Source organism: Bacteroidota bacterium, assembly GCA_019637975.1.
GTDB lineage: Bacteria > Bacteroidota > Ignavibacteria > UBA10030 > UBA6906 > CAADGV01.
Genome location: JAHBUR010000044.1, coordinates 12,460 through 29,247, shown reverse-complemented (window position 1 = coordinate 29,247; position 16,788 = coordinate 12,460). Strand labels below are relative to the sequence as shown.

At 51.1% G+C, this 16,788-nt stretch carries 12 protein-coding genes; 8 read left to right on the top strand and 4 right to left on the bottom strand.

Annotated features, from left to right (window positions below; all coding sequences use genetic code 11):
• On the top strand, positions 1–521 hold a 521-nt coding region (locus KF749_17045; GenBank protein ID MBX2992861.1), incomplete at its 5' end, for a hypothetical protein.
• A gap of 10 nt (positions 522–531) precedes the next feature.
• On the opposite strand, the gene KF749_17040 is transcribed toward KF749_17045, so the two are convergent.
• From KF749_17040 to KF749_17025, 4 genes are all read right to left on the bottom strand, one after another.
• Positions 532–1,047, bottom strand: a complete 516-nt coding sequence (locus tag KF749_17040) for an SPOR domain-containing protein (GenBank protein MBX2992860.1) — start codon at positions 1,045–1,047, stop codon at positions 532–534.
• The gene (locus tag KF749_17035; GenBank protein ID MBX2992859.1) at positions 1,044–1,493 is read right to left on the bottom strand and encodes an SPOR domain-containing protein; all 450 of its coding nucleotides are present in this window, start codon (positions 1,491–1,493) and stop codon (positions 1,044–1,046) included. Before KF749_17035 ends, KF749_17040 begins: the two co-directional genes overlap by 4 nt.
• A gap of 1 nt (position 1,494) precedes the next feature.
• Positions 1,495–2,388 (bottom strand): deoxyribose-phosphate aldolase, encoded by an 894-nt coding sequence (gene deoC, locus KF749_17030; protein MBX2992858.1) that lies wholly within the window; start codon positions 2,386–2,388, stop codon positions 1,495–1,497.
• A gap of 127 nt (positions 2,389–2,515) precedes the next feature.
• Positions 2,516–4,612 (bottom strand): T9SS type A sorting domain-containing protein, encoded by a 2,097-nt coding sequence (locus KF749_17025; protein ID MBX2992857.1) that lies wholly within the window; start codon positions 4,610–4,612, stop codon positions 2,516–2,518.
• Between the two features lie 328 nt (positions 4,613–4,940).
• Here KF749_17025 and KF749_17020 point away from each other — a divergent pair, with 328 nt between their 5' ends.
• Genes KF749_17020 through KF749_16990 form a run of 7 tightly spaced genes read left to right on the top strand, consistent with a single transcriptional unit; the run spans position 4,941 to position 16,694 of the window.
• Entirely contained in the window at positions 4,941–7,883 is a 2,943-nt protein-coding gene (locus tag KF749_17020; protein MBX2992856.1) for a TonB-dependent receptor, read from the top strand.
• Positions 7,884–7,911: 28 nt separating this feature from the next.
• Entirely contained in the window at positions 7,912–10,152 is a 2,241-nt protein-coding gene (locus tag KF749_17015; GenBank protein ID MBX2992855.1) for a T9SS C-terminal target domain-containing protein, read from the top strand.
• Positions 10,153–10,156: 4 nt separating this feature from the next.
• Complete coding sequence (locus KF749_17010) at positions 10,157–11,200, top strand: PorV/PorQ family protein (protein ID MBX2992854.1); 1,044 nt, start codon at positions 10,157–10,159, stop codon at positions 11,198–11,200.
• Positions 11,197–12,699 (top strand): hypothetical protein, encoded by a 1,503-nt coding sequence (locus tag KF749_17005; protein MBX2992853.1) that lies wholly within the window; start codon positions 11,197–11,199, stop codon positions 12,697–12,699. Before KF749_17010 ends, KF749_17005 begins: the two co-directional genes overlap by 4 nt.
• 58 nt (positions 12,700–12,757) lie before the next feature.
• Positions 12,758–14,326 carry a T9SS type A sorting domain-containing protein gene (locus KF749_17000; GenBank protein ID MBX2992852.1) on the top strand — a complete coding sequence of 523 codons (1,569 nt, stop codon included), beginning with the start codon at positions 12,758–12,760 and terminating at the stop codon, positions 14,324–14,326.
• Between the two features lie 21 nt (positions 14,327–14,347).
• A complete protein-coding gene (locus KF749_16995) occupies positions 14,348–15,571 on the top strand; it encodes a glycoside hydrolase family 88 protein (protein ID MBX2992851.1) in 1,224 nt (407 codons plus the stop codon).
• A gap of 43 nt (positions 15,572–15,614) precedes the next feature.
• Complete coding sequence (locus KF749_16990; GenBank protein ID MBX2992850.1) at positions 15,615–16,694, top strand: LacI family DNA-binding transcriptional regulator; 1,080 nt, start codon at positions 15,615–15,617, stop codon at positions 16,692–16,694.
• The last annotated feature ends 94 nt before the right edge of the window (positions 16,695–16,788 follow it).

Here is a 16,788-nt window from a genome sequence, read left to right as displayed (position 1 = left end):
CCCGTGTTGCAAGCGGTCTTAAGTGGGTCACAGAGTCGAGCGTTTTACTTTCTCCCGATCGCCCGCTTCGTTCACACTCATGGTACACAATTCGTGCGGTAATGGACTCGGTTATGGACTATGCGGGCAACAGCTACAAGGATTCTGTGCTCGTCATCAGGTTTCAAACACTCAATCTGGCAACAACAGGAACAATCGAGGGATATGTTGTGGATTCTGATACGGCAAAGAATCGCGGCGATGTGGTGTTGAGTACGTCAAGAGTTGCTATCACTCCTCCGGTGACGAGAACCCTCCATTTGTCGGAGCCGGGAAAATTCAAGTTTGAACATTTGCCGGAAGGTCTTTACACGATACAAGCATTTCGTGACAGCGATTCTTCAGGTTCATATTCATATGGAAGGCCGTTTCCGTTTCAGCCTGCGGAACGTTTTGCCGTCTATCAAGATACTGTGAAAGTGCGGGCGCGATGGAGTGTGGAAGGGGTGTACATCAACTTCAAGCACAATACGAAACCGTAGGGGGCGTTCGCTATTCGGGTTGCGCCTCTGCAGGTCTGGGCCGGATGTTCTTCATGACCCGGTCGGGAACAATCCACGCGTCAGCGTAGCCCTTCTCGACAAGTACTCGTGAATATGCTTCGGCTTCTGCACGGGTAAGGAAGTTTCCCGCACGAAGTTTGTAGGTGGGCGGATCAAAGGCGATATAGAACCACTCACCGGGAAACGCGGCCTCTGCCTGGGCTTTGGCTATGTTTGCCTCATCAATTTCCGGCGTTGCAAGAAGCTGAACGCGGTAGCCTTGCACAACTACGGCTGGCTCGAGTGTCGCGGATTCCAACGAACTCTGCTTCCCCTCTTTCTCCTCGCGAAGTTCTGAAAACAACCTGCCTGCATCCTTATCGTATTCCGACGGGCGAAAATCCTCTTCATACCTCTGAAGCTCGGTGGCAGCAGAAGTGTCTGAGGATTTGTCGGCCTGTTGCGAACCGGCGCATCCTGCGAGAATGGAAAACACAACAATGGTTGGAATGAGTTTGGTCGTCATTTCCCGATCTGAACTATCCAGGCGTCTTTGTAATCATACGGGTATTCCGTCCGCAATCTGGTAAGGAACTCCGCAGCATGTTTGTCTGTCTCAAAGAAACCGATTCGAATTTGATAAAGTCTCCGCGTTGTGTTGTAGTCATTCACAACAGGCAGACTGAAGCGCTCTCGGGCTAGTATTTGTACTTCACTTGCATAACGGGAATTCCGGTACGAGCCGATTTGCACGGTGAAGCGTACCGGTATGGAACCATGCGGTGTCGATGGTGCTGCGGCTTGTTCTGCCCCTAGAGCCGTTACCGTGTCGGTTTGAGTCACGAATGTTGTTTGCTCGTCTTGAGCGGGTGGTTCGGGTCTTTCCTCAAGCCAGCGCGTATCTGTACTCCGGCAACTCACTACGAGCAGAGCGAGACCGAACAGTAATGAACCGATGGAAATGCGAATCAACTCAATATCCTTTCGACGCGACTGCCGGCTCGGATGCTACCTCTGCACCGACAATCTTCACGCTTGCGCTGGCGCCGATTCTATCGGCACCGTAGGCAACCATCGCGAGCGCATCCTCCCGGCTTCGGACACCGCCGGAGGCCTTCACGCCCATTGCGGAGCCGACAACTCTTCGCATCAAGGCAATATCTCCGACCGTCGCTCCTCCCTTGCCAAACCCGGTGGAAGTCTTGACAAAGTCGGCACCTGCGCGTTTTGCCAGCACACAACCCTTCACTTTCTCTTCATCGGCGAGCATCCCTGTTTCGAGTATGACTTTACTGAGAACGCGGTACCGTTTTGCCGTGCTGACAACCGCAAAAATGTCATTCTCCACATAATCATACTGCTCGGATTTCAACATGCCGACATTAATTACCATATCCACCTCACCGGCGCCGTTGCGGATGGCATGTTCTGTCTCGAATGCCTTTACCGCTGTAAGTGTTGCCCCGAGGGGAAAGCCGATTACTGTACACACCTTTACGTCGGTGCTGCGAAGAAGTTTTGCACAGAGTGAAACATAGCCTGGATTGATACAGACGCTGGCGAAACCGTACTTTCGCGCTTCGTCGCAGAGCTTCTCAATTTCACTGATGGTTGCATCGGGCTTCAGAAGGGTATGATCAATCATTCCGGCAAGGTCGGCTTCAACTCCCCCAGCTGCATCGACTCCTACTCCTGATGTAATGCGTGCTGCGCCACCGTTCACAATTGCTCGTACGCCCTCTTTGTTATGAATGACGCAAAGATTGTCCGAGCAGATACCATCCTTGCAGCAGAGATGGGCCCCCTGACCTTTGAGTTTCTCTTGAAGAATCTCGCTGATAATTCTGTCTACGGTTTGCCTGTACATGACGTGAGCACCGCGTGGAAGATATGTTGACCGTTGGTAGATGTCAATCGATTTGTGAGTAATATAACCTTATGATCGGAAAATGACAATCTTAGCGCTGTTTGTTCTGGTGTCGAGACGGGTTTCCCTATTTCAATAAAATCATTCGTTTCGAAAACGTGCCTATGGATGTTGCAAGTGTATAGACATAGACACCGCTGGGAAAGCCGTTTGCATCCCACGGTACTGAATATGATCCGGGCAACAGTGATTCATTGACAAGTGTTGCCACCTTCTGCCCAAGGATGTTATACACATCCAAGGTTATTTTCGATTGGATTTCTACGCTAAAGGAAACAGTAGTGGTTGCATTGAAGGGATTTGGATAGTTCTGCACAAGCTCAGTCCTAAGCGGCGGATGGTACTCCTCCACCGCGGTACTAAACCTGTTATTTCTGTAGAAATGAATCCCGCCCTTTCTCGTACCGACAAACAGGTCCGGATCTCCATCCCCGTCGATGTCAACAAAATGAGGTACTGATTCCTGTGTTTGTGCCGTGTTGCCGAACGAACTGGTTCGTTGGACGAATTGAGGATTGGTGGCGGAGCCGATGTTTTCATAGAATTCCACTCGACCATCTTCAGCGCCGAAGAACAGGTCAACATCCCCGTCGCCATCGATATCGCAAAACGTCGGAGTGACATTCATGTTCGGACCAAGGGCAATGTTGAGAAAGGACGGAGTGTCGAGTTGGGGAATGAATGTTGACGCCGATCCAATATTGCGATAGAATCTGATTGTGCCGTTCTGCGATCCGATAAACAGATCCATGTCACCATCGCCGTCAATGTCCACAAAAGCCGGTGCGGCTATATTGCCCACATCAATTGTATCTGTGACGAACGGGGATTGAACGAGTTGGGGATTTTGCGGCGTGCCGTTGTTTCTGAAGAACTTCAGCGTTCCGTCGAACATGCCTGTGAACAGATCCACATCACCATCATTGTCGATATCCACGAATGCAGGGGCGAGGTAGTATCCGTTTGTCACGCGAACATAGAATGAGTCAACAAGCATGAAGGATGGCAAGGTTGCCGTTCCGGTGTTTCTGAAGAACGTGAGCTCACCGAGCAAGTTTCCGACGAACATATCCTGATCTCCATCGCCATCGATATCAGTGAACTCAGTATTGGCATTCATGCCCACATCAATTGTGGAGATAAAATTGTTGGTGACTCGCTGCAGCAACGGCGATGTTGGCGAGCCGTTGTTGCGATAGAAGATGAAGCCGTCCCGCTGCACGATTCCTGCGAGCGTTCCGACGAACATGTCAAGATCACCGTCGCCATCAATATCAACAAATGAGGTTTGATTAAATCCGCCTGTGTGTACAGGTTCATTCTGCGGAAAGAAAGCGGTTGCACATTGCATCTGCGGCAGCAGCGGAGTGCCTGTATTTTGGATGTGAAATACGCCGACCGAAAACAGGTCACCGATGAACATATCGTAATCGCCATCTCCATCAATATCGGCAAATGAATAGGCGGCGGCACCATGCGCAGGCGATTGGACAGCAGCCAGGGTTGTTGTGCACGTATCTCCGAAGATGAGAATGTTCTCCCAATTCCCCGATGTGAAGGCATACCGGGGCAGTGTTGGAGTTCCCACATTTCGATAGAGGTTTACTGTGCCTGAGGCATTCGCCGAAATAATGTCGAAATCCCCATCTCCATCAATATCAATGAAGACGGGAATGCTGTTGCCTCCTGTATAGACGTCAGCCCCTGATGTGTCCTTTATTGTTGGAATAATCTCGGAGAATTCGGGTGAAGCAGAAGTCCCGGTATTCTTGAACACACGAATTCCCTGAAATGTCGAGTCCTCGGTGCACAGGTCTATTCTCCCATCTCCGTCAAAATCTACAAACCGGAACCAGATGAAAAACCCGGGAATCGATACAAGGTCGTTGCGCAGCGCGTACCGCGGTATAAATAGCGTTCCTTCGTTCCGATAGAAGTCCATTCCGAGATCATTATCGAACACAAACAAGTCAAGGTCTCCGTCTCCGTCAATATCCACAAACTGATGAAGGGGGGAGTTTATTCCGCCCGTAAAGGGGAGTGCGATTGGGTCGCTCCCCGCTGTCACCGGGAAAGGCTCGACCTGTCTGGCAAAGGGTTGAGCGTGCGCCACAGTCAACAGGCTGGTCTGGATTAAAAAAGAAAGAAATAGGGTTTTATTCATCTTGAAAAGCAAATTCATGTCGTTTTCCAGAGTGCAAGATGGCTAAAATAGTCTGTGCTTTCAAGACTTCTTGGGACATTAACTTAAGAGAAGAGTTAGATTTTTCCTTTTTTACTTGACAAAGGTTTCAGGATTTGCTAACTTGTGTTAGCGATAAAGTAAACGATTAAGTCACTTGTTGCTCTTCGTCTGTTCCGTTCGGTACCATCAAGCACTTGCTCAACGAAAGACCCAGTCCCACAAATTGAGTAGCTCGGAACTGTGATAATTCGAAAACCCGCTGCCAAATCAAACTGCTGAGTGATGTAGTAACGTATGTCAGGAGGTTATGATGAAGTTCTTCTCTCGAAGGACTGGTCAAGTCAGAAACACCGGAGCATTTGCCTTGCATAGCTGTTCTTTATGGCGGGGAATCATCATCATAGCCTGTTCTGCAACTATTACCACACTTCATGCACAAAACGTCGGCAAAATCTCAGGCGTTGTGAAAGATGCTGAAACGGGCGAACTTCTGATCGGCTGCAACGTCCACCTCGTAGGAACAACATTTGGAGCCTCGACCGATCTTGAGGGTTCCTTCTTCATTTTGAATATCCCTCCGGGCAAATACGATATTCAGGCTTCAATGGTGGGTTATCAAAGAGTCATTCAACGTGATGCAATTGTCAACGCTGGCCGGACAACTGTTGCTGATTTCTCACTTCGATCAACGGCGCTGGCTCAACAGGAGGTGATTGTTCAGGCAACCCGGCCGGATGTTGAGAAGGAGAAGACATCCACAAGCGCGATTGTTCGTTCGGAGGAAGTGCAGACGCTGGCGGGAATACGTGACGTTGGTGACGTGTTGATGTTAGCTGCCGACGTAACAGACGGACACTTCAGAGGCGGGCGAGCGGGTGAGGAGTATTATACCCTGCAAGGGATGGGGATTGTAAATCCGCTCGATAACACAAGCGCGTTTCTGCCAATTATGAGCGCGGTCGAGGAAGTGGAAGTAATCACGAGCGGATTCGGCGCTCAATACGGCAATGCTCAATCCGGTGTTGTCAATATCTCGATGAAGGAAGGGAAATCGGACAAGTGGAGTACGCGCATTGAGACCCGAACACGGGCGCCCGGAAGAAAGCATTTTGGACCCAGCGCTTATGATCCGGGAGCTAATCCCTATCTTGCGATTTTGCTCGGAAGCGATATATGGCTTCAAGGAGATCCTGAATCACAGAGTGGCGGCTCGTATGTCGGCTCGATGGGTTCAGGATTACCAAACGCCTATGCAAGAGATCCTGCTGTTCAACTTGCGGTTGCCCGTACGCTCTGGAAAGTCCAAACCCGACGTGATTTGTATAGGAACTACGGACGCGATATGGATTTCTCGGCCGAAGTGGGGACCGGAGGTCCGATTGACAAGAACTTGCGGCTGTTCGTCGCCCTTCGAACGAACAATGAGTGGCCTGTCTTTCCCACGGAGAATCCGAATACCCAAAAGCAAGTAATGGGAAATATTGCCATCGATCTTCCGGGTGCGGCAACCCTCCGTTTTAGCGGAGGTTTCACTCAAGAGAACAACAATGTGTTCCCGAGTATCAACAACTATACGGGATATGAAAGCTGGTTGTGGGATCGGATTACCGCAATCAACTATCAAGATCGAACGAATCTCCAGGTTGGTGGCCGCTTTACAGAAGCCCTCAGCAACAGCACTTTTTACGAAATCAAACTCAGCACACTCAGAACCCGGACACAGCTTGGCTCTACTCCTGCCCCGTATTCGGTTTCGGATTCTCTCGTCTTGAATAATGAAATCCGCTGGAGCACGATTCTCCCGGTAGTGAACAACAACTCTCCCGACAAAATCCAATACCAAGGGGGAAGAGACGCATTCAGAAACGAGTTAACGCAAACAGTTTCTCTGGACGGAGCTATAACCAGCCAGATCACCAACTCCCATCTTGTTACTGCGGGCATTCAGGCCAATTCCTACAAGATTGATGTGTCGAACGTTTTCAATGTGTATGCCGGTATTGCGGCAAAGCAGGATTACAGGGCTACGCCGTTTGAAGGGGCCGTATATGTTCAGGATAAGATGGAGTTCGAAGGGTTGATTGCGAACCTCGGAATTCGCTTTGACCTTTGGAATTCAGCAAGCGATCACTTCACGAACCAATTCTCACCATATCTCATGGCCGATTCGCTCGGCATATTTCATCCCGAAAATGCTCCACGACAGAAAGCCCCGATTCTCGGCCGGTTGCAGCCAAGGGCCGGAATATCGTTCCCCATTTCGGTGAATACGGTGTTTCATCTCAACTATGGCTCGTTTATGCAGCGACCGTCATTCCAATATGTGGTTGCGAGTCGCGTAACGCAGGGCTACGGTTCGCCCATCATTCTCGGAAATCCGCGACTCGAGCCGGAAACAACGAACAGCTACGACATCGGTGTGACGCAAGGGTTGGGCGATGGCTTTACGATTGATCTCAGCGGATACTATAAAGATGTGAAGAACCTTGTACAACAGGCTACTTTCTCCGGAGGAGGGGCGACGTATTCGACATTCTTCAACAGGGATTACGCGGATATTCGCGGGTTCAGACTTGCTTTGAACAAACGCCGCGGCGATTTGACAGGTTCGATCAACTATCACTATAGCGTGGCAACGGGAAAGAGTGCAACAGTTTCCAACGCAACCCCGGCCTTCACAATCGACCAGACTACCGGAGAGATCTACTCTGATTTGACAAATGTTCCCATTCGGGATATCAGACTCGATTTCGACCGGACTCACAATCTGGTGGTGAATGTGGGGTATGCGACAAGTGATGAATGGGGACCGGAAATCTTCGGCATCCGGCCTTTTGCCGATGCGGTTCTTTCCGTCAGCTCATTTGCGCGCAGCGGCCGTCCGTATACATCGCCGTCGAATCCGACGTTTATCAACGGGGCGAGAACGCCGGGCGAGTACAACACAAACGTGAAGCTCTCAAAGAGAGTACGAAGTTTCTTCGGCACGAATGCGACATTCTATATTGAAGTATTCAATCTTTTCAATAACAAGATTCTGAATTACGACTACATCTTCCAGACCGGATCACTTTCCACCCCGAATCCGAGAATTGCCGCGTACGAAAAGTACGGCATCAATGATCCGAAACATGGAATCCGGTACTGGTGGGATACGGAGAAACAAGGGCCGTTTGCAGTCGATCAGTCTTTCCTGATTTATTCAAATGCGCCGAGGGCGTTCAGTTTTGGATTGGCGGTTGATTTATGATCGCCCGGCAATTGTAGGAAAAGGTTCTATGCATCGTTTCATCTTTTTCATTCTCATTTTCTGTGTCGTCTCGACTGCCTTCCCGCAGAGGGATTATCGGACCCACCGGCGCGGAATGCTCCATCACACAGTGTACAATACCGGCGAACTTGGCAGAGTGTACGATAATGGTGTAGGAAGCATTCTTCCCGGATTCTCTTCGATGGAGTGGCCGCCGAATTCGTCCATGATTCTTAATCGCGTCAACTACCGGGGACAGCACAATGCGTTCGGCGGCGGGCTGTGGCTTGCCGGAACTCGTCCTTCGGGTCGTCAGTATGTGTATTGCGGCGCTGTTTCCGATGCCAACGGAAATGCAACAACACTGCTCGGTGTAAGCCCGATTTCTATTGAGAGAATCGAAAACTACCCTATTCTTGAAAATGGTCGCATCAACCTTGCGTACAATCCCGATGAAGCGGAAGAACGAATTGTTGCAAAATGGGGGACGCAACAGCTTGGCATTGTCGTGACGCGAACGAGTCGTACCTGGAGTTTTCCGGGGTACGACAGTTTTATCATTTATGAATATGAATTGGAGAACACCACGGCAGATACGATCAAGGATTTATCGGCGGTGTGGACGTATGCTCTTGGCCCCTCGATGTTCGGCTACCAGCGGACGTACAACCGGTGGGGCGAAGGCGACTACCGCGGCCAGAACGGTGAAGGGAATCAATTCGGACGCTTCGATTTAAAGAGATGGATGACCTACAATCATGACCGGGAAGGCAGGCCCGATACTGCATTCTTCAATCAATGGTCGCAACCGGGCGACAGAGGCGGATTGAATTCACCGCAAGCAGCCGGAATGATGATGCTGTACTATGATTACGAGCGTGTTGCGCGCAAGAATGAAACACAACAAATCTGGCTGACAAACGGCGACAGCTCCGGTGCATTCGATATCAACAACAAAATCAAGCAGCCGTTTATGCTGCGTTACGAGAATGGCAATCTTCCGGCAACGAAAAACCAACCTACGCTGGATCCCTTGCAACAACGACGAACGGGTGTGTTCCAGGGAACGAGCGACTCGCTGCGTTTCCGCAATCAGTTGATTCCGTTTGATCCCGCGAACTGGACGTACTGGAAAGGACGGACAAGAGGCTCGACGAACTTGTCGTGGTACCAACCGGTGGTTCATATGTACGGGTTCTTCCCGTTCACCCTTCCTCCGGGCGAGACGATTCGATTTGCTGTTGCCGATGTTGTGGGATACGGTCCCGGTGTTGCCGGTGATCGCATCTATTCGGATTTGGGAGGAAACATCAGGGCGGGCGTTGATGCGGGAACATATTTCTGCCCGATTCCAAGCTGGTACGACACGCTTCAATATCCGTTTCTCGGCCCGAAACCGTACATCGGAAGCACATATCTTCAGAACAATCCCCTGCCGTGGTACGTGACGCCGGGAGTGGTTTCCATTCGAGATGTTGCCGATCGGGCAATTGAAATGTACACGGGCCTGCCGCTTGCGAAGTATGATTCTCTGCAGTATGAGCCGGCCGATTCCACGCAGACGATGTTGCGTCAACGAAAAGGCCGTGGCTACTACAACACCGTTCCCATTCCGGTGCCTGCTCCTGCATTGCGCGTCGAAGATACTCGCTCGGCATACAACAAACTTGTTTGGTATCCGTACGTCGAGGATTTCACCAACGCACATGCCAACGGCCGGTTGCGGGCGTCCTTCATGTACTATCTTGCAATGAGAGCGACAAGCCCGTTGGGCCCCTGGGCCGTGATGGATACGATCCACCGGAGCGACCAGCGCTTCTTTGAAGATTCCATCTATACTATGCTCGACACGAACAGTGTTGAAGGATCCTACTACTACTATGCTGTTGTTTCCGTGGATTCGTCGGGTGGAAGGAGCGGGATGACGAATATGCGTGCGCATCTTACGCAGGCCCCGCCGGTTGCGAAGCTCTCCAAAGTGTATGTCGTCCCGAATCCCTTGTTCGTCACCAATCCCGAAGGCGGTTTCGATGCCCGCGGCGACGTAGCGGACAGGATAAAATTCCGCGGGTTGACGGCCCGCTGCACGATTCGCATCTACTCATATAGCGGACAGCTTGTGCAAACGATCGAGCACGACGGAAGTTTCGGAGAAGCGTACTTCCAGATTTCCCGCAACAACCAGTTGATTGCGTCGGGAGTGTACTATTTTGTTGTGGAAGATGAGTCCGGCGCGAGGACGAATGGTAAGTTTGTGATTGTTCATTGAGGAAATGAGAGTCATGAAATGTCTTACGAAATGTGTCTGGTTGATGTCTATGGTCTGCGTGCTTTCTGTTGCCGGTTATGCCCAGAAAGTGGGTACTACATCAATGCAGTTCCTGAAAGTCATGCCTTCCGCCCGCGCAACGGCGCTGGGTGATGCCTACAGCGCTTTGGCCACCGGAGCCGAGGCCGTCTTCTGGAATCCGAGCGGACTTGCTCTCACGCAGACTCACGATTTCTCCTCCACATACATCAACTGGATATTCGATGCGCAGCAGGGGGCGCTCTCCTATGCGTTTCCGCTGGGGGGAATCGGGGCGGTGGGTGTTCAGGTGCAGTATGTTGACTACGGAGTATTCGAGGAAACAAGCACGCTGGCCGAATACTGGGACCCTGATTTTCCCGGCTTTACAGGAAGAACATTCAGGCCGTTCAGCTACTTGGTCGGTGTAACCTATGCCCGCAGCCTGACCGATCGATTCTCGACGGGTATCAGCATCAAGTACGCACACGAATCGCTGTACAACGGACGCATGGTCACTGCGCTTGTTCCACAGGGAGGCAGTTATGCTTCGCGGGAAGTCAAAACATGGGGAAACGGATTACTGTTCGATTTCGGAGTCCGGTACAACACAGGCTTCCGCTCGATTCAAATAGCCGCGTCCGTCCAGAATTTCGGAGCTGAAATTACCTATGCAAACGAAAGCAGCGCCGTTCCGCTTCTGTTCCGGCTCGGCACGGCGGCTAATGTCATCGGCCGCGACGCACTCTTTTTCAACACGGAAGAGAATCGGCTGAGCATCGCATTCGATCTCTTCCAACCCAATGATTACGCGCAGCAACAGCACGTCGGGATGGAGTATGAATACGCGGAGACGTTTGCGCTCCGCGCCGGCTATAAATTCAATTATGACACGGAAGGACTTACGCTCGGAGCGGGCCTCAAGCATACTCTGGGATCTGTTCGCCTTTCAGTTGACTACAGCTACGGAACATTGGGTACGTACCTCGGCAATGTACAGCGTTTCAGTTTAGGAGCAGAACTGCAATGACACACCGACACACGCACATTGTGGCATCAATTGGGGTTTGCCTGCTGCTGTCGCAGTTTTGTATTGCTCAAGGATATGATGTACCGCTGACGATTCAGGGACTTGACCAGCGAACGATGCAATCGGCAGCGTCACGGGCCTCGGGTGGTATCACGCTTGGCCGTGTTAATGAGTTGGGTTTGATGTTCGCCAATCCGGCTTCGCTTCAGACGCTTGAGGGATTTCAGATTTCACTCGGCGGGGTTCAGCGCCATTCTTCGATGAAGCAAATCCAACAATACGCACCGCTCAAATACTATTCAAACTTCAGTCTGTTGATGGAAGGATTGACGCATCTCATTCCCGACCCGCGCTACGGTGATACGGTTATTGTAAATGGCGATACGACGATCATCCGTTTCGGTGGAAATCCGGGTGATTCTGTGCAACGCCCCTATGATTCAATTGGCCCGAACTGGTCACGTTCCAAAAATCAGGCATTGCCGATTCAGGCGATGATCGGCGTGCCCTTTTCTATCGACGACATGCGATTCACAATCGGCATCGGCGCGATCGAATACGCAAATCTCTACAACTACTATCAAAACAACAACGTTCTCAGTCCGTCAATACTCTCGCAACGCCCGTCACCGTTTCCGCTGCCGACAAATGTAAATACCGTGGAAGCCCGTTGGTCGCAATATATCCGGTTGAGAGATGGAAGAATGCGCGGATATGGCGCGGCTCTTTCAGGATCCCTTTCCGACAATATCCACATAGGCTTCAGCGGAATGATCCTGAAGGGAAGCTCTGACGACTTCGAGCAGAGAAATGCGCGGGGCAGGCTCACATTCTTTGCAAACTTCTTCCGGCTCGACTCTGTGTACGGACAGACAACGAAATCTGGAACATCCGACTACAGCGGACAGGAATACACCATCAGTGCCATGTATCTCGGCAACTACGTAACACTCGGCGCATCTGTGAAGCCGCCCACGACCATTACACGTACATTTTCAAACCAGGTACGCGTGGATACCGGCGGCACTTCATCTGTTTTCACGCATACAGGCGAAGACAAAATCCGTTTGCCGTGGCGAGGTTCAGTCGGGCTTTCGATAAAAATGAGAGAAGAGTTGCTTCTTTCGTTCGAGTACGAAATGCGCTCCACCGCGTCAGCACAATACAGTTCTCCCGATACAACGTACAATCCGTGGCTGTCGAGTTCCGTTTTTCGGGTCGGTGCCGAGTATCGTGCTTCGGATTGGCTTACGTTGCGAGCGGGTATCAGGGGGCAAGCAGAAGTATTTGAACCCGAAGGAAATCCGATTGCAGGAGAGCCGGTTGTCTATTCCGTGTACTCAACCGGATTGGGGTTTGCGTTTGGGCCGGCCCGCCTGAATATTGCGTACGAGTACGGGTTGATGAAGTATCAGGATGTATGGGGAAGCAATGTTAATTTGAACAGCGAAGGACGTCACGCCATCAGTGCGGATGTTGCGTACGTATTTCCTTGGTAGTATTCGCCATGTCATTGAACATTTTTTTCAATCCACAATATATTCACGGAGGTGTAACATGAGAACAACAATACTTGCTTTGATCGTCCTTTTGTTCAGTGCGACGGGAATGACCTTTGCCCAATCGGTTGGCGACTATCGCAGTAACACCACCGGCGGAAACTGGAGCGCGGCCGGAAACTGGGAACGGTGGAACGGTACGGCATGGTCGCTTCCCGCAGTACCGCCCACCGGCTCGGAGACAATCACTATTCGCGCAACGGATTCCATCTTCGTCAATGTGGCTGTATCCATTTCGGGGACGCTTGTCAACCAGGGAAAGATAGGCGGTGCCCCGAGTCTGACATTTGCCGACGGGGGAATGTACGATCATGCGCAGAACAACGGCTCAATTCCCGAAGCAACGTGGGCAGCAGGATCGATATGCAAGGTAACGGGGTACATCAGCGGCTCAAAACCGAACAATTTGAATCAGGATTTCCATCACTTTTTATGGAATTGTACCGGGCAAACCGCCAACGTGGATCTGGGCCTGACGGGCGGAAATACAATTCACGGGAATTTTGAAGTAGACGCAACCGGGTCGGTCAGGGTTCAATTGACGAGCCCCGCAGCAATTCTCACACCCATCAACATCAACGGAGACATTATTGTCAGAGGCGGGCAGTTCTCGACAAATGGTTCCAGTTCCGCCGCGACAATTGTCGTGAATGTTCTTGGCAATATCACCGTAACAGGCGGAAACTTCAGCGTGAGCCGGGGAAGCGCCCCCGACGTGACGTTCAATCTTTACGGCGACTTCACGGTTTCGAACGCAACGCTGCAAAACTCGGGCGCAACCAGAATTAACAAGATGACTTTTGCCGGTAACGGAACGCACGACGTCTCTCTGACGAATGTGCAATACGGCACGGGAACCGGCCACTTCACGATGGAAGTAGCTGCCGGCTCTACGGTAAATCTTGGTACATCCGTAATCACCTCTTTCAATACCGGCAGCTTCATTGTCGTTGCCGGTGGTACCGTTGCAACAGGTCACGCAGACGGTCTTGCTGGCGCCATTTTGTGCACGGGGGCGAGCAACGGCGGCGGCAATTCATTCAGTGCGGAGGGGAACTACACATTCAACGGCTCGGTCGCGCAAGTCACAAGCACGCAGATGCCGACAACCGTGAACAATCTTGTCATCAACAACGCAGCGGGCGTGGCGCTCACACAGCCGACAACAATCAACGGAGTGCTCCGGTTGATGGCGGGCGTGTTCAACAATACAGTACCGTTTACGTTGGGACCTTCCGGTTCGATTTCGTTTGAGGGTGGCAGTTTGCTCGTCACTTCGGTTGGGAACGATGGGACAATTCCGCAGTCATTCTTTGTGGAGCAGAACTACCCGAACCCGTTTAATCCATCAACCGCCATTCGATTCGGACTTCCGCGGGAATCACAGGTCAGCATCAGAATCTTCAACCTGATCGGCCAGAAGGTTGCGACGCTGTTTGAGGGAAAGAAACAAGCCGGCACGCATACACTGACGTTTGATGCGACGAATCTCAGCTCGGGTGTCTATATTTACCGTGTTCAGTCCGGCGATCTTGTGGAAAGCAGAAGAATGGTACTGCTCAAATAATTGAGCCGAATGTAAAGAGTAATGTCAAGAACTCGCATACACAAATTCAGCATACTCGGTTTGTTTGCCGGAGTCCTCTTGCTGCCGGCTTGCGGCAACGGTCCGGCATCACAGAGAATCCCGACTGACAAGCCGTGGTCCGTCAGGATTGCGGATTCGTTCGTGCTTCGACACCCCGGTGCCGTCACGTACGATACTGGATTCACAGAAACAAAGTGGAATTATGAACAGGGCCTTATTCTCTGGGCCCTGTATCAAACCTCTCTCCACACCGGTGAGAAGAAGTATTTTGATTTCATCCATCAGAACCTTCTGCAGTACATTGACTCGGATGGCCGGATCAAGACGTACAAACGAACCGACTACAACATCGATCTTGTTGCGCCGGGACGGGCGTTACTGAGAACCTATGACGAGACGAAAGATGCCCGCTTCCGTTACGCGGCCGACACGTTGCGTCTGCAGTTGCGGGAGCATCCTCGTACGAATGAAGGAGGGTACTGGCACAAGAAAATCTATCCCAACCAGATGTGGCTGGACGGCCTGTACATGGCTCAACCCTTTGTAGCAATGTATGCCTCGACGTACGGTGAATCTGAACTGTTTGACGATATAGCAAACCAGTTTATCTGGATAGCTCAACATACAAGGGACTCTCTGACCGGTCTGTACTATCATGCGTGGGATGAAAGCCGTCAAATGCCATGGGCCGATTCAAAAACCGGATGTTCGCCAAGTTTCTGGGGCAGAGCGATGGGCTGGTATGTCATGGGGTTAGTGGATGTTCTTGATTATTTTCCTGCCGAGCATTCCAAGCGAGCAAATCTCATTGCCATTCTGAATGATGTGGCAAACGGCCTGCTCAAGTGGCGCGATACTTCGTCACATCTCTGGTATCTTATTCTTGATCAGGGGTCAAGAGAGGGCAACTATCTCGAATCTTCTTCAGCTGGAATGTTTACCTACGCGCTCGCAAAAGGTGCTCGACTCGGTTATCTGCCGAAAGAATACGGTCAGGAAGCCGGTCGATCGTTCGAGGCTATCTGCAGCCGCCACGTCACAGTTGATGCTAACGGGTTCGTTGACCTGCACAACACTATCAAGGGAGCGGGATTGGGCGGGAAGCCCTACCGCGATGGAACCTTTGCCTACTACACAAGTGAAGCACAACGATCGAACGACATTAAAGGCTACGGACCATTTCTGCTTGCTGCAATAGAGTTAGAGAGGGCGAAAAGACAATGATTGTCATGTTCAGCACAGATGTTTCACTACCAACGAGGATTGCTTGAAACGCAGGTCTCATGTTACGCTTGATGATATAGCGAAGCGCCTGAAGGTATCGCGAGTGACTGTATCTAAGGCGCTCCGGGGGCATCCGGATATTTCGGATGAGACAACAAGTAAAGTGAGAAAGATTGCCAACGAACTGGGGTATACACCCAACATCATGGCGAGAAATCTCTCTTCCCGCCGCTCACATATGATCGGGCTTGTTGTTCCCAAGATAGCACATTATTTCTTTGGCTCGTTGATCGAAGGCGTGTACAACGCAGCATTCGAGAACCGGTACGAAACGATCCTGACAGTGTCGCAGGAAAATGCCGAGCGGGAACGAAAACACTTGCAAACGCTTCTTGCGATGCGCGTTGACGGGATCATCATTTCCATTACTCAGCAGACGAAGGACCCGGAGATTTTTCACATTATTCGGAAAAGCGGCATACCGTTACTGTTCGTTGATCGACGGCTTGAGCCTCCGCTGCCGGGATTCAGCAGTGTCCTGGTTGATGACCGTGAAGGTGTATTCCATGCGGTTGATCATGCCATAAAAATCGGCTATCGGAAACTCGGATTTGTCGGCGGCGACCCGACCATTAACATCGGCCGCAACCGATTGACCGGCTTTGAGCATGCATTGAATCAGCACAATCTCCCCATGAACAAGGAGTGGATTATTCATGGCGGCTACGGCGCTGGGGACGGCTACAACGGATTCAAGATACTCCTTAACAAGGGGCCATTGCCCGAGTTCATCTTTGCGGCAACATATCCTGTAGCCCTTGGAATCTATAAAGCAGCCAAAGAATTGGGAGTGCGCATCCCTGATGATTTCGACCTAATCTGTTTTGGCGATACAGATGTAGGAGAGTTTATTTCACCTGCACTGAGCGTTGTTCGTCAGCCGGCTTGTGACCTGGGTGCTCGCGCTGTGCAGATTATGCTTGAATGTCTCGCTCAACCGGATGTTTCACGCGAGCACCATGTAATACTGCCAACTCAACTCGTCCTCCGGGAGACATGCATTGAGCGAAGGGCGCAGGTTATTCCAAGTGGAGAGAAGGTCGTGAAACTGAAGCCTGCATAGACCCGACTGCTGCGTTCAGCTGATAGGTTGTTGTCGTAGCTCTTGCTTAGGATGATGATAGAGATTTGAATTCTTCAGCGTTTTACAGTTACCG